This window comes from Bacillus sp. FJAT-52991, assembly GCF_037201805.1.
GTDB lineage: Bacteria > Bacillota > Bacilli > Bacillales > Domibacillaceae > Bacillus_CE > Bacillus_CE kandeliae.
In genome coordinates this window covers 376,041-396,170 of record NZ_CP147404.1, presented here as the reverse complement: position 1 = coordinate 396,170, position 20,130 = coordinate 376,041, and the positions used below count along the sequence as shown (strand labels likewise).

Annotated in this window: 18 protein-coding genes; 8 read left to right on the top strand and 10 right to left on the bottom strand. The window is 38.3% G+C overall.

What is annotated here, in order from left to right; genetic code table 11:
• Window positions 1-226: 226 nt before the first annotated feature.
• Window positions 227-1,384, top strand: coding sequence for a dicarboxylate/amino acid:cation symporter (locus WDJ61_RS02225; RefSeq protein ID WP_338752854.1), 1,158 nt, complete (start codon window positions 227-229; stop codon window positions 1,382-1,384).
• Window positions 1,385-1,423: 39 nt separating this feature from the next.
• Here the strand turns inward: WDJ61_RS02225 and WDJ61_RS02220 are convergent, their stop codons facing one another.
• Window positions 1,424-2,194 carry a hypothetical protein gene (locus WDJ61_RS02220; protein ID WP_338752852.1) on the bottom strand — a complete coding sequence of 257 codons (771 nt, stop codon included), beginning with the start codon at window positions 2,192-2,194 and terminating at the stop codon, window positions 1,424-1,426.
• A 194-nt stretch (window positions 2,195-2,388) separates the two neighbouring features.
• Between WDJ61_RS02220 and mgtE the strand changes: the two genes are divergently transcribed.
• Window positions 2,389-3,747 (top strand): magnesium transporter, encoded by a 1,359-nt coding sequence (mgtE, locus tag WDJ61_RS02215; protein WP_338752850.1) that lies wholly within the window; start codon window positions 2,389-2,391, stop codon window positions 3,745-3,747.
• Window positions 3,748-4,028: 281 nt separating this feature from the next.
• Complete coding sequence (locus WDJ61_RS02210; RefSeq protein WP_338752848.1) at window positions 4,029-5,390, top strand: hemolysin family protein; 1,362 nt, start codon at window positions 4,029-4,031, stop codon at window positions 5,388-5,390.
• Window positions 5,391-5,595: 205 nt separating this feature from the next.
• On the opposite strand, the gene WDJ61_RS02205 is transcribed toward WDJ61_RS02210, so the two are convergent.
• Window positions 5,596-5,724: an Lmo0850 family protein gene (locus WDJ61_RS02205; protein WP_338752846.1), complete on the bottom strand. Its 129-nt coding sequence runs from the start codon at window positions 5,722-5,724 to the stop codon at window positions 5,596-5,598.
• A gap of 154 nt (window positions 5,725-5,878) precedes the next feature.
• Window positions 5,879-7,267: an L-cystine transporter gene (locus WDJ61_RS02200; RefSeq protein WP_338752844.1), complete on the bottom strand. Its 1,389-nt coding sequence runs from the start codon at window positions 7,265-7,267 to the stop codon at window positions 5,879-5,881.
• 223 nt (window positions 7,268-7,490) lie between these two features.
• On the opposite strand from WDJ61_RS02200, the gene cls reads away from it, so the two are divergent.
• Complete coding sequence (cls, locus tag WDJ61_RS02195) at window positions 7,491-8,945, top strand: cardiolipin synthase (protein WP_338752842.1); 1,455 nt, start codon at window positions 7,491-7,493, stop codon at window positions 8,943-8,945.
• Window positions 8,946-9,468: 523 nt separating this feature from the next.
• Here the strand turns inward: cls and WDJ61_RS02190 are convergent.
• Window positions 9,469-10,527, bottom strand: coding sequence for a nitronate monooxygenase (locus WDJ61_RS02190; RefSeq protein WP_338752841.1), 1,059 nt, complete (start codon window positions 10,525-10,527; stop codon window positions 9,469-9,471).
• Between the two features lie 167 nt (window positions 10,528-10,694).
• On the opposite strand from WDJ61_RS02190, the gene WDJ61_RS02185 reads away from it, so the two are divergent.
• Both WDJ61_RS02185 and WDJ61_RS02180 read left to right on the top strand, forming a co-directional pair.
• A complete protein-coding gene (locus WDJ61_RS02185) occupies window positions 10,695-10,874 on the top strand; it encodes an SE1832 family protein (protein WP_338752840.1) in 180 nt (59 codons plus the stop codon).
• 195 nt (window positions 10,875-11,069) lie between these two features.
• Entirely contained in the window at window positions 11,070-12,446 is a 1,377-nt protein-coding gene (locus WDJ61_RS02180) for an FAD-binding oxidoreductase (protein WP_338752839.1), read from the top strand.
• Window positions 12,447-12,486: 40 nt separating this feature from the next.
• Here WDJ61_RS02180 and WDJ61_RS02175 read toward each other — a convergent pair whose 3' ends face one another.
• Genes WDJ61_RS02175 through WDJ61_RS02155 form a run of 5 tightly spaced genes read right to left on the bottom strand, consistent with a single transcriptional unit; the run spans window position 12,487 to window position 16,309 of the window.
• Window positions 12,487-14,040: a polyamine aminopropyltransferase gene (locus tag WDJ61_RS02175; protein ID WP_338754664.1), complete on the bottom strand. Its 1,554-nt coding sequence runs from the start codon at window positions 14,038-14,040 to the stop codon at window positions 12,487-12,489.
• 32 nt (window positions 14,041-14,072) lie between these two features.
• A complete protein-coding gene (locus tag WDJ61_RS02170) occupies window positions 14,073-14,468 on the bottom strand; it encodes a DUF350 domain-containing protein (RefSeq protein WP_338752838.1) in 396 nt (131 codons plus the stop codon).
• A gap of 28 nt (window positions 14,469-14,496) precedes the next feature.
• Window positions 14,497-15,078, bottom strand: coding sequence for a DUF4247 domain-containing protein (locus WDJ61_RS02165; protein WP_338752837.1), 582 nt, complete (start codon window positions 15,076-15,078; stop codon window positions 14,497-14,499).
• Between the two features lie 31 nt (window positions 15,079-15,109).
• Window positions 15,110-15,781, bottom strand: coding sequence for a PspA/IM30 family protein (locus WDJ61_RS02160; protein ID WP_338752835.1), 672 nt, complete (start codon window positions 15,779-15,781; stop codon window positions 15,110-15,112).
• 12 nt (window positions 15,782-15,793) lie between these two features.
• Window positions 15,794-16,309 carry a DUF4178 domain-containing protein gene (locus WDJ61_RS02155; RefSeq protein WP_338752834.1) on the bottom strand — a complete coding sequence of 172 codons (516 nt, stop codon included), beginning with the start codon at window positions 16,307-16,309 and terminating at the stop codon, window positions 15,794-15,796.
• Window positions 16,310-16,480: 171 nt separating this feature from the next.
• Here WDJ61_RS02155 and WDJ61_RS02150 point away from each other — a divergent pair, with 171 nt between their 5' ends.
• Window positions 16,481-16,888 carry a CBS domain-containing protein gene (locus WDJ61_RS02150; protein ID WP_338752832.1) on the top strand — a complete coding sequence of 136 codons (408 nt, stop codon included), beginning with the start codon at window positions 16,481-16,483 and terminating at the stop codon, window positions 16,886-16,888.
• 618 nt (window positions 16,889-17,506) lie between these two features.
• A complete protein-coding gene (locus WDJ61_RS02145; protein ID WP_338752830.1) occupies window positions 17,507-18,886 on the top strand; it encodes a right-handed parallel beta-helix repeat-containing protein in 1,380 nt (459 codons plus the stop codon).
• Window positions 18,887-18,971: 85 nt separating this feature from the next.
• Here WDJ61_RS02145 and WDJ61_RS02140 read toward each other — a convergent pair whose 3' ends face one another.
• On the bottom strand, window positions 18,972-20,126 hold the full coding sequence (locus WDJ61_RS02140; RefSeq protein WP_338752829.1) for a glycosyltransferase family 4 protein: 1,155 nt from the start codon (window positions 20,124-20,126) through the stop codon (window positions 18,972-18,974).
• Window positions 20,127-20,130: the final 4 nt, after the last annotated feature.

Sequence of the window (20,130 nt, the reverse complement as noted above, 5' to 3'; positions counted from 1 at the left end):
TTTTCTATTTTACCATGCTTTCATTAAAGAAAAACAATAATTCCCTAATACTATTCTCTCTATTATCTTGTAATCAACCTTCCACTCATTTAAAAACCACCAAATTCGCGAGTGCAAGCGTAATTTTTCCGAATTATCTTTTATATTATTTACCTATTAACTTTCTTCTCAAAGCCATGTATAATCCACTTATCAAAAACAAATGTATTCTTCGGGAGGACACAACATGAAACGCTTTGGTTTACTGCCTAAAATTATTTTAGCGATTGCGGCAGGTATCATTGCAGGCACCTTAGCTCCTGACTGGTTCATAAGAGTGTTTGCTACGTTCAACGGATTATTTGGGAATTTCTTAAATTTTGTTATTCCACTCATCATCATCGGCTTTATCGCGCCTGGAATTGGAGCAATTGGCAAAGGGGCTGGTAAATTGTTAGGGATGACAACAGCTATTGCCTATCTTTCAACAATTGGAGCAGGATTACTTGCCTTCTTCACAGCCCAAACTGTCTACCCTATGATGTTGACTAATCAAGCTTCACAAGCTTTTAGTGATCCATCAAAAGCTCTATTAGAAGGTTATTTCGTCGTAGAAATGCCACCTATTATGGATATTATGACGGCTCTTTTACTTGCTTTTCTGCTTGGACTCGGCATTGCTGCAATAAAAGGCAACACATTAGCACATGCGATGAATGAGTTTCGCTCAATTGTCGAATTAATCATTGAAAAAGCCATTATTCCACTTTTACCTATTCATATTTTCGGTATTTTTGCTAATATGACTCAAGGTGGACAAGTTAGCGCAATTATGAGCGTCTTTGCAAAAGTATTTATCATGATTATTATTCTTCATATTATTTATTTATTCGTTCAGTACTCTATTGCTGGCACATTAAGAAAGCAAAACCCATTCAAGATGGTCAAAACGATGGCTCCTGCTTACTTTACAGCACTGGGTACACAATCTTCTGCTTCAGCTATCCCAGTGACACTCGAACGTTCGAAAAAAATCGGGGTAAAAGAGCAAATCGCTGACTTTTCTGTTCCATTACTAGCAACGATTCACCTTTCTGGAAGCACGATTACACTCGTCAGTTGTGCCATGGCTGTTATGCTGATTCAAGGACAAACCTACACATTTAGCACTATGTTACCATTCATTTTAATGCTAGGGATCACAATGATTGCAGCTCCAGGTGTTCCAGGTGGTGCTGTAATGGCTGCCACTGGACTACTTGGCTCAATGCTTGGTTTTGACTCGACTATGATCTCTTTAATGATTGCTCTATATCTAGCTCAAGATAGTTTTGGTACAGCTTGTAATGTCACTGGAGACGGTGCGATTACAGCAATTGTTGATAAACTGAATAAAAGCGCATAACAAAATCCCCGGATACTATGATTGATCCGGGGATTTTGTTTAGAAATAAACACTCCACTCATGCGCCTTTTTATCAAATTCGAAATGACCATCTGGCTCGTTTCGAAAATTGATCTTATAATCGTCAAACATCTCATCCATATTAATATAGTCCCCAACGACCCACACCGGAATATCAATTCTCGTTCGACTCTGAATCGTCTTCGCTAACGACACCACCATTCCTTCCTTCATTTTATCTCCAAAGGAAGCAATCATTTCTTTGGGGATCGGAGGAAATGGAGTACCTTTTCTTAAAGCAAAAAAGGAGCGTTCACTTCTAAAGTGCCCTAGCTTTAAAGAAATAGCTCGACCTAACATGAAATAAAAATCAGACATATTTCGATAATATGTTTTATTAAACCACTGATCATCACGAGAAAGATAGGCATAACGATTACCTAACTTACTGTAAAATGGAACACGTAAATGATCTTTACAATGACCTAAATAAAGCAATTCAGCAATTTCCTGACCCTCTAGCTCATTTAATCCATCCATTTCTTCAAAATCAATCCAGCAAAAATCACCATATTCCGCAATCGGCTCTTTTAACAGCTTACTTACATCTTCTGCATCTACGAAATCGAGCCTTGAGTGCATATTAAAGTCCGCTCCATCAAAGCGATGTTTTAATAGAAGAAGGTGATTCAGCTCTCTCGGAAGACTACGCGCAAACTCAATAAAATCAATCCCATAAGAAATTGTATACTGATGCGATGTATTTAAATGCACATAGATTAATTCTTTCATATTCCCTTGGCCTTTCATATATATCATTACCTCCGCATCATCCCAAATTACATGACGTTCCCCGCATCATTTTGTTATACTATCTATTTTAGCAAATTAAATCGAAAACACGTATCCAAAAATCAGATTATTTTCATATTCTTTTCACTTTTTTTACCTTTTCGTTTTATAATAGATACTGATTTGCTGTTTTCACCAAGGAGGGGATACATATGACGCAAAATTTAACGGAAGATCAAATGACTTTGCTGATCATAAAAGCTTTGAAAGATGGAAAAAAAGTTGAGTTGCAGAAATTATTAGATGAATTGCACCCGTACGATATGGCAACGATATACACAAACTTACCTGAAAAACATCAAACTCGTTTCTTATTACAGCTTAGCATACCAGTCTTGACCGATATGATTCAGGAGCTAGACAACGACGAGCAAATGGCTGTGTTAAAGAAAGTAGGGAAAGAGCGGTCTCGAAAAGTTCTAGACGACATGGACAATGACGACCTTGCCTCTTTACTTGATGATATGTCCCCAGAAAACATTAAAACATTTCTTGCAGGAATGAAAAAAGAAGAATCAACCATCATTGAAAACATGATGACTTATCCACCTGAAACAGCTGGTCGATTAATGACGAACCGCTTTGTGTGGATCAGAGACTCCTTCACCGTTCGTGAAGCAGTAGCTAAACTAAAGTCATTTGCTGAATACGCTGAAACAATCAACTATTTATATGTCATAAACAATGAAAACAAGCTTGTTGGCGTTGTTTCTTACCGCGACTTGTTAATAGCAGATATTGATGAAAAAGTACAGGATATCATGTACGCTCGCGTCATTTCTGTTTCTGTCTATACAGATCAGGAGGAAATCGCCCGATTAATCGAACGGTACGACTTTCTTGCTATTCCAGTAGTTGACGAAGAAGGCGCTTTAGTTGGGATTGTTACATTTGATGATATTCTCGACGTTGTCATTCAAGAAGCAAACGAAGATATTGAAAAGTTATCCGCCACAGGTAAATCGATTGATTTCGATACAAAAGCAGGAGTAGCTGCTTTCCGCCGTCTTCCATGGCTGATTTTGCTTTTATTTATCGGCCTTGTATCCGGCAGTATTATTTCCGGATATGAAGAAACATTACAACAAGTAGTCGCGCTCACCTTTTTCATGCCGATGATTGCTGGAATGACGGGAAATACTGGAACTCAGTCACTTGCAGTTGTTGTCCGAGGACTTGCTTCACGTGATATCGATATGAAAACGGTATTGAGCCTTGTTGCTCGGGAGTTTGGTGTTGGTTTAATTATCGGAACCATTTGTAGTGTGCTCATCTTCTTTATTGCGTTCATTTGGCAAGGAAGTGCTATTCTAGGAATCGTTGTTGGTTCATCCTTACTGCTTACATTAATTATCGGAACACTTGCTGGCACAGTGATTCCTTTGATCCTATACAAATTAAAGATTGACCCTGCTGTAGCATCTGGTCCACTCATTACAACGATTAATGATATTTTATCGTTAATTATTTATTTCACGATCGCTTCATGGTTTTTACAGCAGTTAATGTGATAGGCTCTCTCAGAACATATCAATATAAAAACAATCATATAATGTAGCATTGTCTATTTGACTGAATAATCTGTCTTTAATATAATAAAGAGAATCCAGCTTACAAGTGATAAGGGGTGATTCGATGGGACAGTGATCGTTCAACATAACTTCTCCCATAATCCTTCTCTTTTTAACAAAGAGCAGAAGGAAAGTAAATGAAGATTGATTTGTGTAATCAGGTAACTTTATTTTACAGGAGGTGACTCCTTTCCCATTGTTTAATGGGATGAGGAATTTACTTGGACATATTTAACCTGGTGCTCGTCGTCATCCTTATTGCTTTAACTGCATTTTTTGTTGTTTCGGAGTTCGCTATTGTCAAAGTTCGCAGCTCTCGTATTAACCAGCTAATCGAAGAAGGACATCCACGAGCCATGGCCGCTAAAAAAGTGCTCATGGGACTTGATGAATACTTATCTGCTTGTCAGCTCGGTATTACTATCACTGCTTTAGCCCTTGGCTGGATTGGAGAACCTGCCGTTGCTGGCCTCTTATATCCACTCATGGAAATACTAAATATTCCAAACTCACTCTCTCACGCTATTACTATTGGAGCTGCCTTTACCACCATTACCTTTCTTCATGTCGTGATTGGTGAACTAGCTCCGAAAACGTTAGCCATCCAAAAAGCGGAAGCAATGACTTTAGCTGTGGCACAGCCATTAATCTTTTTTTACAAAGCGATGTATCCTTTTATTTGGATACTGAATGGCTCCGCTCGTATCATCACTGGTCTATTCGGCTTAAAACCTGTTTCAGAAGGCGACATCGCTCATTCTGAAGAGGAATTGCGTATCATTTTATCAGAAAGCTTAAAAAGCGGGGAAATTAACCCCTCTGAATTTAAATACGTGAATAAAATTTTTGAATTTGACGATCGAATTGCTAAGGAAATTATGGTTCCACGCACAGAAATGGTCACTCTTTCAAAGGATGAAACGATCGATTCCTTTATTGATATCGTTAGTGAAGAAAGGTTCACTCGCTATCCGATCATAGATGGAGATAAGGATCATATTATTGGTCTAATCAACTTTAAAGAAGTGCTTACGGATTATGTAAAAAACAAAGAGACTGGGCAACTTCAATTAGAGCAATATGTACGACCAACCATTCGAGTGATCGACTCGATTCCCATCCATGAGTTGCTCGTTAAATTGCAAAAAGAAAGAATCCATATGGCGATCTTAATGGATGAGTATGGCGGAACATCTGGTTTAGTCACAATAGAAGACATTCTTGAAGAGATTGTTGGAGAAATTCAAGATGAATTTGATCTTGATGAGGTACCTCTCATTCGAAAAATCACAGATTCTCATTTTATCATTGATGGGAAAGTTCTCATTTCTAAAATAAACAATCTGCTTAATCTCAATATGGAAGATGAAGATATCGATACAATTGGCGGATGGATTCTGACCGAAAATTACGAAGCAGCTCAAGGAGATATCATTGAGTACAATGGCTATTTATTCCTTATTAAAGAAATGGAAGACCATCAAATTAAATATGTTGAAGTGCGAAAAAAGCCGCAAGTGAACGAAGGTTCGCTTACGAAACAACCTTCTCTTCCATTAGCGGAATCAAAAGCTTTATCATAAAAAAACAGCCCCAGTGTAGGGCTGTTTTTTGTTTTAATACTGCTCACCGTTCGTTTGCTTATGTAAATAATGCTATAATTTCACTTATGAATTTTAAAATAAAAGAGGAGACTATTGTTAAAGCAGAAGACTAATGGGGCACTTGCTATTTTAATTGTGGGCTTTACACCTATTCCGTTTAAAGCATTTACCGATTTATTCAAGTTTAGGGCTTTATACAAATAGCTTCTTTTAAAGAATTATACACTTCAATACGAGATTTCGTTTTAGATACCTTTACTCCTAAGAGAGATAGACGATCAATTATTTTTAACACTCGTTGATTATTCTCCATGTTTCAACACTCCTTCAAAAATATTGTTCCCTTTTTTACGTTTTATATGAAAGAATGGTTTCAATTTTTATTAACCTTCTAGATAGAAAAAACTGCACCCCTAATTGTTAGATTGTGCCTAACAATTAGGGGGCAGTTCACTCCGGCTTTTTTGTTAATGATAAATTGCTTCACCTTGTTGTTTATTATATATATCGGTATCTAGCTCTTTCGTTACACGGCTCGTAACCACACCCGCCGTCATACTTCCGCTAACATTGACAGCTGTACGCGCCATGTCAATGAGAGGTTCTACTGAAATTAATAACCCAGCTAAAGCCACTGGAAGATTCATCGTTGATAAAACAAGAATAGCTGCAAATGTCGCTCCCCCACCTACACCAGCTACACCAAATGAACTAACCGCCACAACAACAATCAATGTCGCGATAAAAGACGGCGAAAGTGGATCAATGCCTACAGTTGGTGCAATCATGACAGCGAGCATGGCCGGATACACCCCGGCACAGCCATTTTGACCAATAGATAATCCAAATGATCCAGAAAAATTGGCAATCCCTTCAGGAACACCCAATGCTTTTTTCTGCGCTTGAATATTTAGCGGTAAAGTTCCTGCACTTGAGCGAGAAGTAAAAGCAAACGTCAACACAGGAAATACTTTTTTTACATAAGTGATTGGATTTAGCCCGACAAAAGCTAAAATCGTTAAATGAATCAAAAATACAATGGCTAGTGCAACATAAGAGGCAAGCACGAATTCCCCAAGCTTGGCAATCTCTGAAAAATTACTCGTCGCAACCGTTTGAGCCATAATCGCCAAAATGCCATACGGTGTTAATCTAAGAACAATCGTAACAATTCGCATCACGATACTATATAAAGCATCAACGATCTTTTTAAAGAAGTCCGCTTGCTCCGGCTCTTTTCTTTTCACTCCTAAGTAGGCCATGCCGATAAAACCGGCAAAAATCACAACAGCGATAGTGGATGTTTCTCTTTGACCAGTGAGATCAAGGAATGGATTGGCAGGCAAGAATTCCACAATTTTTTGTGGGAATGTCTGTCCTTCAATCTCTGTGTACTTCTGCTCAATCTCTTGGCCACGAGCTTGTTCCGCCTCGCCACCTTCTATTTGTACAGCTTCTAAGCCAAAGCCCAATGAAGTCGCAATTCCTACGGCAGCGGCTACTGCTGTTGTTCCCACTAAAAGTCCGATAATCAGCGTGGCAATTTTCCCTAGATTATTTGTGATCGTCAGCTTTGTAAAAGCAGAAACAATTGAAATAAACACTAGTGGCATTACCACCATTTGAAGCAGCTTCACATATCCTGTACCAATAATACTAAACCACTCTGTAGATTGAAGAAGCACCTTCGATTCCAAACCGTATAGAAGTTGTAAGACGAAACCAAAGGCAATTCCAAGCCCTAGCGCAGTGAAAACTCTTTTAGAAAATGACATATGCTTTTTTTGCATGAAATATAAAATGCCTACTAACACAAGTAGAGCCATAACATTTAAAATAATCAAGGTTGAGTCCATTATTACCTTCCTCCTTTTATCTATCAAAAAGATTATACCACTAATCCCTATAAGTCAAGTAGGCTTTATTCGAAAATGTCCCAAAAAATTTCTACTCCTTATTCCATTATGCTGATTGTATTTTTTGTGGATAGTAATATTGTTTACAAATTGGTAAAATAATATATGCTATTATGGGCGAGACCCCACATTAAAATTTGATATAAAAAAGGTGGATACAATTATGGACATTAATGTATGGGGTTGGCTAGCAACCTCTCTGTTGTTGTTAAATATCCTCTTGTCTTCTGTCGTTATTTTTTTAGAACGAAAAGACGCGTCTGCTACATGGGCATGGCTAATGGTATTATTTTTCATACCTATACTCGGATTTATTCTTTATTTAATTTTCGGACAAAATTTAAGTAGACAGCGACTGTTTGATTGGGATGATAAAAAGAAAGTTGGCATTGATGCGACCATCCAAAAACAAATGAAAGATATTCACCTTGGACAATTCGACTTTCGTAATCCCCACACTGAAGAAAATGAAGATTTAGTATCCATGTTTTTGAAAAATAACGATGCGGTTTTAACAGAAGATAATGACCTCACCATCTATACAGATGGAAGAGAGAAGTTTAATGCTTTAATGAATGATATGCGGCAAGCAACGGATCATATTCATCTGCAATATTATATTTTGCGACTCGACAATCTCGGTTCTGAAATCGTCAAACTATTAACAGAGAAAGCACAACAAGGAGTCAAAGTAAAAATTCTCTACGATGAAATGGGCTCGCGCGGAGTCCTCAAAAAACATTTTAAAGAATTAACCGATGCGGGTGGACTCGTTGAAGTCTTCTTCCCTTCTCGAGTTCCCTTAATTAATTTGCGCTTAAATTATCGGAACCACAGAAAGCTCGTTATTATTGACGGAAAAATCGGCTATGTTGGTGGCTTCAATGTCGGGGATGAATACCTTGGACTAGACCCTAAATTCGGCTATTGGCGTGACACTCATTTGCGAATAGAAGGTTCAGCCGTGCACTCCATTCAAACACGCTTTATTTTAGACTGGAATCAAGCATCGGACTCTCATGACATCGATTATTCCAATCATCTGTTCCCGCAAAAACCTAGCAATAACGATGTCGCTATGCAGATTGTCACAAGCGGCCCGGATTCCGAGTGGGAACAAATTAAAAGTGGCTATATTAAAATGATTTCTTCTGCCAAAAAATCGATTTATATTCAATCACCCTATTTTATCCCAGATGCGAGCTTGCTTGATGCACTTAAAATCGCCGCGCTTTGCGGAGTCGATGTGCGTATCATGATCCCAAACAAGCCTGACCATATGTTCGTTTATTGGGCGACTTATTCCAATGCGGGTGAACTCATAAAAGCAGGAGCCAAAATTTATATTTATGATAATGGCTTTATTCACGCAAAAACCATTGTCGTTGACGAAAAACTGAGTTCTGTTGGTACAGCCAACATTGATGTTCGAAGCTTCAAACTTAATTTTGAAGTGAATGCTTTCATCTATGATTATGACACAGGTCAAAAACTAGCAAACATATTTGAAAAAGACATGGAATTATCTTATGAATTAACAGAAGAGAAGTATCAAAATCGATCCGGTGTCATTAAATTTAAAGAATCTATCTCTAGATTACTTTCGCCAATATTGTAAAGGGAGAAGAAGGTGTCCATTTTGGATGCCTTCTTTTTTGTATTTCAAAAAAAATTGTGAGGGTGTGGGTCCATAGGTGGCGTGGCGACTGATGCTTGGGTGGTCGTGACCGTTTTTCTTGTTGGCGCGACTGATTACGGTGATTCAGTGACCGATTTTTTGATTTTCCCGACTAATTCCTCCTCTTAGGCGACTGATTATGTAGATGCAGTTGCTGTTTCCTCTACTAATTCAACCCTTCGATTGACTGAATAACTCAATCGATCTATGTAACAACTAAAAAAATGTGATAATTCATTAAAAATATTTTGAACTTTTTATGACATTGTTATATAATCAGTTTACAAATAATTAATGAGGTGATAGATATGGATCGTGTATTAATGAAAAAGTTAAATAAACAAGGATTAATCTTCGCCGCTCTTCACTCTATTTTCTTCTTAAATTTAGCCTTCGAATTTATTCAATTTTCTTAAATATACAAAAAAAGATCAACCGACTCGTAGGTTGATCTTTTTTATATTCATCCCCTTAGTCTCTCCACACTTGCTTGCAATGCTTCCTCTACTTCTTTTTCTATTAGACTTATTAACTGTTCCGCTGTCTGGCGTTTGCTAAGGCGTGGACTCTGCCCCGACCAAAGTGACAAATAATCTACCTTATTGAGCTTCGCTGCGTGCTTTCGAATCTCAGCGGTGAGAGTGTTTTGCACTGGGTAAGGAGGTAATCCCGCTTCATGCTCTTGCATCTCGTTCAAAAAGCGATTAGCGATGCCTCTTGCCGATTTTCCGGAAAAGGCTTTTGTAAGTACAGCATCTTTTTCATTTGCCGTCAAAATGACTTCTTTATGAAGCGGGTGAGCTCCACTCTCTTCTGTTACTAAAAAAGCGGTCCCCATTTGAACAGCTGAGGCACCAAGACAAAGTGCAGCTGCTACCCCATGACCATTCATAATTCCACCTGCTGCAATGACTGGAATCTGAACCTCTTGAACAACTTGAGGCAAAAGCGACATGAGGCCGATTAGGCGTTCTGGTTCCTGAAAACTACCACGATGGCCACCTGCTTCACTTCCCTGGACAATTACCGCATCCATCCCTGCATTCTCTACGGCAACAGCTTCATCTACAGTGGTGGCAGTCCCTATGACGGTCGTTCCATTCGCTTTCAAACGCTGAATCACTTCTTCCTCAGGCAAGCCAAAGGTAAAAGAACAAATCGGCACTTTCTCTTTTAACACCACTTCAATTTGTTCCCAATAAGCAGACTGGACTGTCATAGTTTCTAACGTATCTGGCTCCATCCCTAGTTCTTGTCGATAGGATGCAAGTACACTTTGAGCATATTTTACTTTTTCCGAAGCATCCTCCACTTGTTCTGGAACGAACAGATTGATACCGAATGAAGCATCCGTTAATTTTTTCACTTGATGAATAAATTGCTCTGTCTGTTCTCCCGACAAATAGCCAGCCCCAATATTTCCAAGACCTCCTGCATTTGAGACAGCTGCTACTAGCTCCGGGGTCGTGACGCCTGCCATCGGTGCTTGCCATACGGGAAGATGAATAGTTAAACCGAACATAAACAAACCCTCCTTTTGTACTAATCTTGCTAACTCCTTATCTAATCTACTAAAATAAAGGCTATGTTAAAGTGTAGTGTTGATTTTTGACTCATTTGAAAGCAATCAAAATCAACATCATTGTTTACCAAAGCCAAAATAAAAGAAACACAAAGGAGCAAAGACAAATGACCAAGTCAGAACTTGAGTATAAAATTGCTGAATTGAAAATGGATTACATCCGAGTCCAAGGTGATATTGAAAAGTTAGAGTCAACCGGACAAGGAATTTCTAAAACAGAAGAACAGCTCATCCACATGGAGCAAGAATTAAAAGAACTAAATGACAAGCTATCGCAACTCGCTTAATCTTTCAAAGATATAGTCAAGCAAATAACTCTTCCATTTCTAAACAGCTCTCTTTCCTTATCTATAGCTATATTTTAAAATAATTTCGATTTTATTGAAATAAAAAGGAGAAATCAACCAACGCTCATGGAATCCGAGGAAAGAATTGTATACAATATTCTGTAGATAGAAACAGAAAGGAACAGTGAGAGCTTTATGAGTATTTACGAAGAACTATTAGAACGATTCGGTAAAGAAAAAGTATCCATCAATGAAACGATCTTAGAGCATCACAGCAAGGACGAGTCTTATTTTGACCCCGTTCTTCCCGATATCGTCTTCTTTCCAGCATCAAAGGAAGATGTGCAAAGCCTGCTTACTTATGCCAATGACAAGCGGATACCAGTTGTTCCATTTGGTGTCGGTTCAAGTCTTGAAGGTCATGCCATTCCCATTCATAAAGGGATTTCCGTCGATTTTTCCCAAATGAACCACATCATCGAATTACGTCCGGAAGATTTAATTGTAAAGGCTCAACCAGGCATCACTCGACTCCAATTAAACCAAGAGTTAAATAAGCATGGACTATTTTTCCCTGTGGATCCCGGGGCGGATGCTACAATCGGTGGAATGACAGCGACGAATGCTAGTGGTACACAGGCCGTCCGCTACGGAGTCATGAAGGATCAAATTTTAGACTTAGAAGTGGTTCTAGCTGATGGACGCATCTTACATACAGGTAGTCTCGCGAAAAAATCTTCATCCGGCTACCATTTAAATAGCTTATTTGCAGGTTCTGAGGGGACACTTGGGCTTTTTACCGAAATCACTTTAAAACTACATGGGATTCCAGAATCGATTATGGCTGCTCGAGCTTGCTTTTCTTCTGTCAAACAATGTGTAGAAGCAGCCGTGTCTATTTTAAGGGCTGGGATTCCAATCGCTCGTATGGAGCTTGTCGATGCCCGCTCGATCGCACAAGTCAACCATTATAGCGACACTGCTTTTAAGGAAACACCTTCCTTGTTCCTTGAGTTTCACGGCAATGAAGCTGGCAATCATGCAGACGCTGAATTTGTTCAGGCACTATGTGAGGAACAAGACTGTCAAGAATTTATTTTCGAAAAAGATAGCCTAAAAAGAGCACAGTTGTGGAAAGCACGTCACGATCTTTCTTATGCATTCCGACATAGTGACCCGAAAAAGAAAACAATCGGAACAGATGTGTGTGTGCCAATTTCTAAGTTGCCAGAAATGGTGGAATACGCCCGAGCTCGCATTGACTATCACGAGTTAGATGGAGCGGTCCTTGGCCATATCGGCGATGGAAATTTCCATACACTTACTTTATTCAACCCAGAAATAAAAGAACAAGTCACCAAAACTCATTTGTTAAATGAGGAAATTGTTGAATTTGCCCTTTCCCTAGGCGGAAGCTGTACCGGAGAGCACGGTGTCGGTATCGGAAAAATGAAATATCAACAACAAGAGCATGGTGAATCCTTATCTCTTATGACTAGCATCAAGAATATGCTTGATCCGAACTATATATTAAATCCTGGGAAACTACTCCCTATGGAAACAAACAAATAACTTAAAAAAGGCTGCCTCTTAAAGAGTCAGCCCCCTTTCATTAATAATATCTCCAAGACTTTTCGTACACTTCAATTAAGTTGGGGCGAATTAATGTATTCGGTTCTATTTTAACTAATTCCCCATCTTTTCCTTCTATTTGTGCATCTTCATCTTTCCCAAAATGACTCAATGATGGCAGTAAATCTGTTGTTAAATAACGAGTGTTGCTTGGAATCTCAAGTGTTTCTAAATCAATGGGTTTCCTAGAAGCAAGCACGAATCCCCACCCACCAAAGCTTGGGATATCTACATGTAGATTTTCTGTTTGTAACCCGGTAGAAGCAATCGTTCGATCAATTGTCCAGTATACTTCAGGAGCAAACACTGGGCTAGTGGCCTGCACCATCATCGCTCCATCAGGCGACAAATGATTACGAAGTAAAGAATAAAACTCCATCGTATACAGCTTATTTAAAGATTCATTGTTTGGATCTGGCAGATCAACAAGAATCACATCATAAAACCCCTTTGCTTGCTCCATAAATCGAAAAGCATCTTCATGAACAATGGTCACTTTTTCGTTTTCAAGTGCACCTTCATTCAAATCCACTAAAAAATGATTGGTATTTGCTAACTCGACCATTTGTGGATCAAGGTCAACGAGCGTAATATCAGAGACTTCTTCATATTTTAATAGCTCTCTAACAGCTAGACCATCTCCTCCGCCAAGAACTAAAATACGCTCTTTTTGTTGAGAAGCTGCCATTGCAGGATGGACAAGTGTTTCATGATAGCGATGCTCATCCGCTGAACTAAACTGGAGCTGTCCATCTAAATATAGCCTCGTATCCCCATCTTCTCTCGTCAACACAATCTTTTGATAAGCTGTTTGTTCTGAATAAACAATGGGGTCTTTATACAACTTTTGTTCGAAATGAAACGCTGCTTCTTCTCCAAATAATACTCCAGCCAAAATAATAAGAAGAAATACGCTCCCTGCTCCAATATGAAAAGTATACTTCGTTAATTCATTGCGGAATTTAACAGCGATCCAAATGGCTGTCACAATATTGATAGCTGCCACAATAAAAGCTGTTTTCACCAGTCCAAAGTAAGGACGAAGGAGAAATAAAAACAATAGCCCTCCAATTAAACCGCCTGCATAATCAGAAAACAATACTTTTGCCGTACTTTTATGTAAAGCCACACCAACCTCATTCGCCTTACGAATTAATACCGGTAGTTCTACCCCTGTCAAAGCCCCAACAATGAGTGTGATTCCATAAAGAAAAAGAGCATCTGTCCCCTCCGGTAAATAAGCTGTTACGCCAAACAGCAAAAAAGCAGAGAAGCCACCTATCAGTCCAATACTATATTCGATCCAAATAAATGACAAAACGAGATTTTTAGTAATCTTCTCACTAATAAAAGCGCCTATTCCCATACCCGTTAAAAAAAGAGAGATGGTCAGTGTATACTGTTTGACCCCATCTCCTAAAATATAAGAACCAAGAGCACCAAACAGCACTTCAAAAATAATGCCGCAAATCGACACAATTCCAGAAGCCCAATAAATGCTCTTGCTCTGATTTAATCGTTGTTCATCAACCATTTCTCTCACCTTTTCATTGCCTCTTGCTGTCATTAACTAATTGAAGCGCCTACAACACAAGCAAAACCAACCGATACACAAAAAGAGATTAACCCTACGGCGATATTGCGATTCTTCAGCTGTTCTTCTACCGAAAAGCCTCTTGTCAATAAATCAAATAGCAGATAAGCGATCAACTGCAAAGCGATACCATATGCTCCCCAAATCACCGTTTGGATAATCGTATCATTATGAAAAATAGAGAACATTAAAATGATACAAATCCCCACAATTTTCCCGCCAATCGACAGAGCGACAGCGGCATTTCCTTCGCGAATCTCTTCCCAATCTTTATATTTTCTCGTCAGCATTTCAAATAAAAATAACCCTACAACGACCACACCAATCGCAATGGCAAAGTAAAGAAATGTTAATACAAACGGATTCATTGTTCTTCCCCTTTACTAAATATTATCATTATTTCCCTTCTCCAGGACCGCCACCTCGAAAAGTAGCTCCGCGTCCAGATGAACCGGTACCCCAGCTTCCATAATAGCCGCCCCCCGAAGAACTATAGCCATCATAACAGTCTTCATTATGATTCGGGCCACAGTGATTTCGTTGTTTGTTATCCCAATTCTTCCCGAACATATCGGTCAGCACATGACCAATAAGCATACCTTGGAAAAAGCTTGGACTGTAATAATCTCGAACAAAGCCTTCTGTAGCTACTTCAATCAAACTGTCTGCCCCATTATCAGGATCTTTCGTTAAAATGATTAAATAATTATCATAAATAAGTACTTGTTTGTCATTTACGTATTTTCCTGTCTCATCAGGCTGTTCCACTCCAGTCAACTCTTCCGCCAAGTCTGGCACCGACTGATTTTCAGCTTTATAAATATAAGAATTATCCTGTTCAGCAGACGGACTTTGAACGACGTCAATAAGCATATACTGCTCAGAAATATACTCTTCCACTTTGCCATTCCCGCAACCGGAAAGTACACCAATCAGAGCAACAAATAAAATAGTGATTAAAAATATTCGCTTCTTCATGAGAAACACTCCAATAAAAAGGGGAAAGAAATTATTCTTTCCCTAATTTTTTCTTTAATGCCGCTAACTCATCATCAACAGCACTCTTGGCTTTCAATGCTTCTAGTTCGTCATCAAGACTGCGTGAAGAAGAACGTAAATCTTCAGATGTCTCTGCTTCCGCTTCGTATTGTAGTACTTTTTCTTCCATTCGCTCAAACCCGCGTCGAGATTCATCACTGCCAATAGAAGACATTGCACGATTCATTTTCGTTCTTGTTTTCGCTGATTCTGCCCGTGCTTTTAACGCATCCTTCTTCACTTTCATTTCTTGATATTCCTGCTTCATCTCATCTAGCTTCTCTCGTAACACTTGTGCATCATTAGCCGCTTGCTCATATGCTCCACGCATCGCTTCTGCTTGACCTTGATGAATTTTTTTATCCTCCAGAGCCCGACGAGCAAGGTCTTCATTGCCTGCTTCTAGTGCCTCAATAGCTTGCTGCTGGCGTTTTTCGGCCATTTGGGAAGCATCATCAAACTTTTTCTTTAACATTTTCTCATTAGCAATTTGCTTCGCGACAGCTGTTTCCGCTTCACGAATATCAGCTTCCATCTCCCGCATAAATTGATCAAGCATTTTCACCGGGTCTTCTGCTTTATCAAGCGCTGCATTTAATTCAGAACCTACATACGTTTTTACGCGTTTAAAAAATTGAAACATCTTTACTCCTCCTTAGCTTCCTGCAATAATTTTAATCTCATATTCATCAATGGCATAGCCATAACTTACTTCCACTTCACTGCCCCAAACCTCAACAGATAAGAAATGCTCTTCCGAAGAATCTTCAAAGTCATAATACTTCATTTCTTTACCATTCACATTTTGACTGCGGCCTTCACCTGTGACATAAGCCTTGCCATTCTCCTCTAGCCTGTACCGTCGTCCTTCATAAGTTACTTTTTTCGGAATAGGTGATTCTAACGGTAACTTAACTTTTTCATAGATGCCAAGCTCTAGTTCATCATCAAGCTCTACGCTTAACCAAACAGCTTTTCCATCCCCTTGTAATTGATACGCATCCCAAGTATACCCGTGATCATCATAGTGCAATTTCCCAACCACTTGAAAATCCTGCAGATCATACGTAACAATGTCACCGACTTGCAAGTTTAACACGGTCCGTTCTTCCACTTTAGTTTCCGCTTTTCCTCTGTTAAATAACCGGTCGAATAACCCCAAATTGATCACCTCGCCTTTCCTTCAACATAGAAACTTTTCTAACTCATTTCTGTTATACGAGCGACTCAGATAAAAGTTTCAAATTTTTTGAATGTGTCTACTTATAGTATCAAAAAAAATACAAGTATAGCGTTCCTATTTTTGCACACAATAAGCTTGAATTCTTTTTGGAGGTGCGAGATGAAAGTACGTGAAATCATGTCTAGCAATGTGGCTTGCTGCACAAGTCAAGATTCAATGGAAGCAGCTGCAAGTAAAATGGAGTCCTTAAATATTGGAGCCATTCCAGTAGTGAATAATGGACAAGTCGTTGGAATGGTTACCGATCGTGATCTAGTCATTCGGGGATTAGCAAACCAGCAAGGTAGCACAGTTTCAGATGTCATGTCTAATAATATCGTATCAATTTCTCCAGATGCGTCCTTAGAAGAAGCCGCTGCTCTCATGGCCCAGCATCAAGTCCGCAGACTGCCGGTCATAGAGAATGGACAACTGGCTGGAATTGTTTCTCTCGGTGATTTATCAACTAAAGAACAGGCCAACGAAAGTGCCGGTTCTGCCCTAAGCAATATTTCTAAAAACTTTTAACAACTAAAAGAAGACTGGCGACCATAGCCGTCTTCTTTCTTATTTTAAAGTGAAATCACAGTTAATAAAGTGAAACTCCAATCAGTGGGGGTTTTCTCCATCCTCCACTGATTGTTAGTTGAACGGATCGGGCGTTTACGGGCTGTTGATCCCCTACCTATATGCCTACGCTTCTTCTGCCATGTTGAGGTGGGGGTCTTACAGCCCATTAATGCGGGATAAAGTAATGCATTATATTTTCCTCTTACATTACTTTTCTTAAAAAAGGTGCCTTCTTTACTTTTTTCATCACCCATAGTAACATTCTTTATAGAGAACAACAATCATTCTATAAGTTTTTGATCTTTATTTAAATTAAGCTATGTTAAAAACTTTCGTTTCATTCTATTCACCTTCAGCATTCACTAAAAACGTGCAAAATAGCCATTTTGCACAAAAGATTCAAGAATAAAAGATATTAACACTACTGGTTAATAATCACCTGAATTAATGAAATTGTCATAAACACCCCACCCATACAAATTCCTTACCTTTGAATAAGATAAAGTAACTGTCAATTCATGTTTTTCTTATTTAAGAGATTAAAAATTGACTAAATAAATATGGAGGTGGGGTTTGTTGAATAGATTTAAGTTTTTTTCTATTACTTTATTTTTCTTCTTGACTAGCATGCTTGTTCCTATTCCTCAAGTAAACAAAGAAAATAATGACATAAATATAGAAAAAGTTAATACAAAGCCGGGGGAAGTCAGCGTCATAACTTATGGAGCAAAACCTAACGATTCAAAAGATGATACTGCAGCTATTCAGGCAGCCATTCAAGCAGTTTCTGACGAGAAAGGCATTGTTCGGTTTCCAGCTGGAACATTTTTAATTGATACTCATCCCAATACAGGATCTTTACAGATGAAACATAACTTAACAATCATTTTAGATGAAAAAACTATCTTAAAAAGTATTCCGAATAATAGTCCAGTCTATCGCATGTTTACTATCTACAACGATAATAATGTGACAATCACTGGGGGAACTTTAATCGGTGATCGTTACCAGCATCAAGGTTCAACTGGAGAATACGGGTATGGTATTTATATTGGAGGGAATTCGAACCGTATCACTATTTCCAATGTCAAAACAAAAGATTTTTGGGGGGATGGTTTTATAATTGAAGGGGACGAGTCAGCAAATATTTATCCAACTAATATAGAATTGACCAATTGTGTCGCTACAAATAACCGTAGGCAAGGCATATCCATTACAGCAGGAAAGAACATTACTGTGAAAAACAGTACTTTTTCTCGCTCTAATGGCACTGCCCCAGAAGCAGGGATTGATGTAGAGCGGAACTATCCCTTTAATTTACCACTTGAAAATGTTAGGTTAGAAAACAATCAACTGTTAAACAACAATGGATATGGTCTCTCATTTATCTATGCAAGTAACAATCTAGCGAAGAATAATCTAATTAAAGGGAATCAAAAAGGTGGGGTTTATCTAGGTGGAAAAGTTAATGAAGGAGAAACAAAGAACAACTCTCTCCTAAACAATGTAATTAGTAATAACGGAAATTCTTCTGATGCTTCCACCGGGAATGGAATTAATGTTAACTTTGCACCTGCTAATCAAATAATCGGTAATATCATTAAAGAAAATACTAGAAGCGGCATTCACCTTGTTAATCATGTTGGCGAAAACATCATTCAAAATAATAGAATTAACAAAAATGGAAGAAATGGAATATATATTTGGGGAGGGTTATATAATCAAAGCGGAATTGTTGTCCAATTCAATGAGATAAATAGCAATCAGGCAACAGGTCTCTCCCTGTTAAGTGTCACTCAAGCAAAGGTGATCGAAAATCGAATAATATCTAACAAGGGAGTCGGGATTTATGTAGAAAATGCTAAAGAGTCAATAATAGAAAGAAACTATTTAAAAAACAACCAATCTGACGAGATTATACAATATACTTTGAAGCAATCTAAAATAAAAAAATAGTTTTACTAGAACAGAAAAGGGAGAACACAGCAACTAGTCAATTGTTACTGGGGGTCTCCCTCATTAGTTTAACATTTCTCTTAATTTATCGAATTGCTGAGATAATAGCTTTTTGATAGACATTAGCCATTTCTTTTAAAATAATTGATAGATCATACTGTTTCGAAATTTGCGCACTCATTTTCCCCATTACCTGTAAATCTTCACGATGAACCATTAAATGTTCAAATGCTGTTGCTGTTGCTGCAATATCCCCTACTTTTACTACAAAACCATTTTTTCCGTTAACAACCAAATCACTATTTCCTCGCACATCAGTCACCACTAAAGGTTTTCCAGCAACCAGCCCTTCCATAAGTGCTCGAGGCAATCCTTCCCGTTTTGAAAGCAATGTCACCACATCTGCTAATTCCATTAATTCAGGGATATCCTTTCTAAATCCTAGAAAACGAACATTCTCATGCAAATCCATCGTTTGAACCATCTTTCTTAACTTAAATTCTTCTTTCCCACTACCTATTAATAAACATTTAATCATCGGATAGTCTTTCACAAGTCTATAAACTGCTTTAATAAGTTGGACTTGATTTTTATTGTCATTTAACTCCGCCACACAAGCGATGACAAAATCATCAGGAGTCAAACCTAATTGCTTTCGTTTATTTTGCACTTCATTTTTCTGAACTACTTTGTAAGTTTGACTATCCACTCCGACTCCTCTAACAAACAGTACTTCTTTTCTAACCGGAAATTTTTTCGCACGAATATAGTCCTCTTGATTAATTGTTACAAGATAATCAGTATGTCGAGCCATTAATTTTTCTATGAGATAAAACGTGAGCCAGTTTTTCCAAGGAGCTCCTTTAAAAAAATGAAATCCATGAGCTGTATATAACACGCAAGGAACTTGATTTCTCTTAGCGGCTATTCTTCCCAATACACTAGCTACAGGGGTATGTACATGAACAACTTGAAAAGCCTCTGTTTTAAAACTTCTTGTAATTTCTTTTAAAGCTTGAATATTATCCAAATGATAGGGTGACCTTTGAAACGGGATATCGTGACAAACAACACCTAAACTCTTAATTTCTTTTTTTCCAGCATCTTCATGACCATATGCATGTACTTCAAACCCCTGCTCTTGAAACCATTTCATAAACGGTTGGTGGAAAGCTGCTAAATGCCCATATATAGAAGCTACAAAAGCTACTTTTTGTTTAGAAATGGCCGGTTGAATCATGATT

Bases quoted from the DNA above. Each gene is read 5' to 3' on its own strand.
- WDJ61_RS02225 (WP_338752854.1), top strand. From the start codon at position 227: ATGAAACGCTTTGGTTTACTGCCTAAAATTATTTTAGCGATTGCGGCA.
- WDJ61_RS02220 (WP_338752852.1), bottom strand. From the start codon at position 2,194: ATGAAAGGCCAAGGGAATATGAAAGAATTAATCTATGTGCATTTAAAT.
- mgtE (WP_338752850.1), top strand. From the start codon at position 2,389: ATGACGCAAAATTTAACGGAAGATCAAATGACTTTGCTGATCATAAAA.
- WDJ61_RS02205 (WP_338752846.1), bottom strand. From the start codon at position 5,724: ATGGAGAATAATCAACGAGTGTTAAAAATAATTGATCGTCTATCTCTC.
- WDJ61_RS02200 (WP_338752844.1), bottom strand. From the start codon at position 7,267: ATGGACTCAACCTTGATTATTTTAAATGTTATGGCTCTACTTGTGTTA.
- cls (WP_338752842.1), top strand. From the start codon at position 7,491: ATGGACATTAATGTATGGGGTTGGCTAGCAACCTCTCTGTTGTTGTTA.
- WDJ61_RS02190 (WP_338752841.1), bottom strand. From the start codon at position 10,527: ATGTTCGGTTTAACTATTCATCTTCCCGTATGGCAAGCACCGATGGCA.
- WDJ61_RS02185 (WP_338752840.1), top strand. From the start codon at position 10,695: ATGACCAAGTCAGAACTTGAGTATAAAATTGCTGAATTGAAAATGGAT.
- WDJ61_RS02180 (WP_338752839.1), top strand. From the start codon at position 11,070: ATGAGTATTTACGAAGAACTATTAGAACGATTCGGTAAAGAAAAAGTA.
- WDJ61_RS02175 (WP_338754664.1), bottom strand. From the start codon at position 14,040: ATGGTTGATGAACAACGATTAAATCAGAGCAAGAGCATTTATTGGGCT.
- WDJ61_RS02170 (WP_338752838.1), bottom strand. From the start codon at position 14,468: ATGAATCCGTTTGTATTAACATTTCTTTACTTTGCCATTGCGATTGGT.
- WDJ61_RS02165 (WP_338752837.1), bottom strand. From the start codon at position 15,078: ATGAAGAAGCGAATATTTTTAATCACTATTTTATTTGTTGCTCTGATT.
- WDJ61_RS02160 (WP_338752835.1), bottom strand. From the start codon at position 15,781: ATGTTTCAATTTTTTAAACGCGTAAAAACGTATGTAGGTTCTGAATTA.
- WDJ61_RS02150 (WP_338752832.1), top strand. From the start codon at position 16,481: ATGAAAGTACGTGAAATCATGTCTAGCAATGTGGCTTGCTGCACAAGT.
- WDJ61_RS02140 (WP_338752829.1), bottom strand. From the start codon at position 20,126: ATGATTCAACCGGCCATTTCTAAACAAAAAGTAGCTTTTGTAGCTTCT.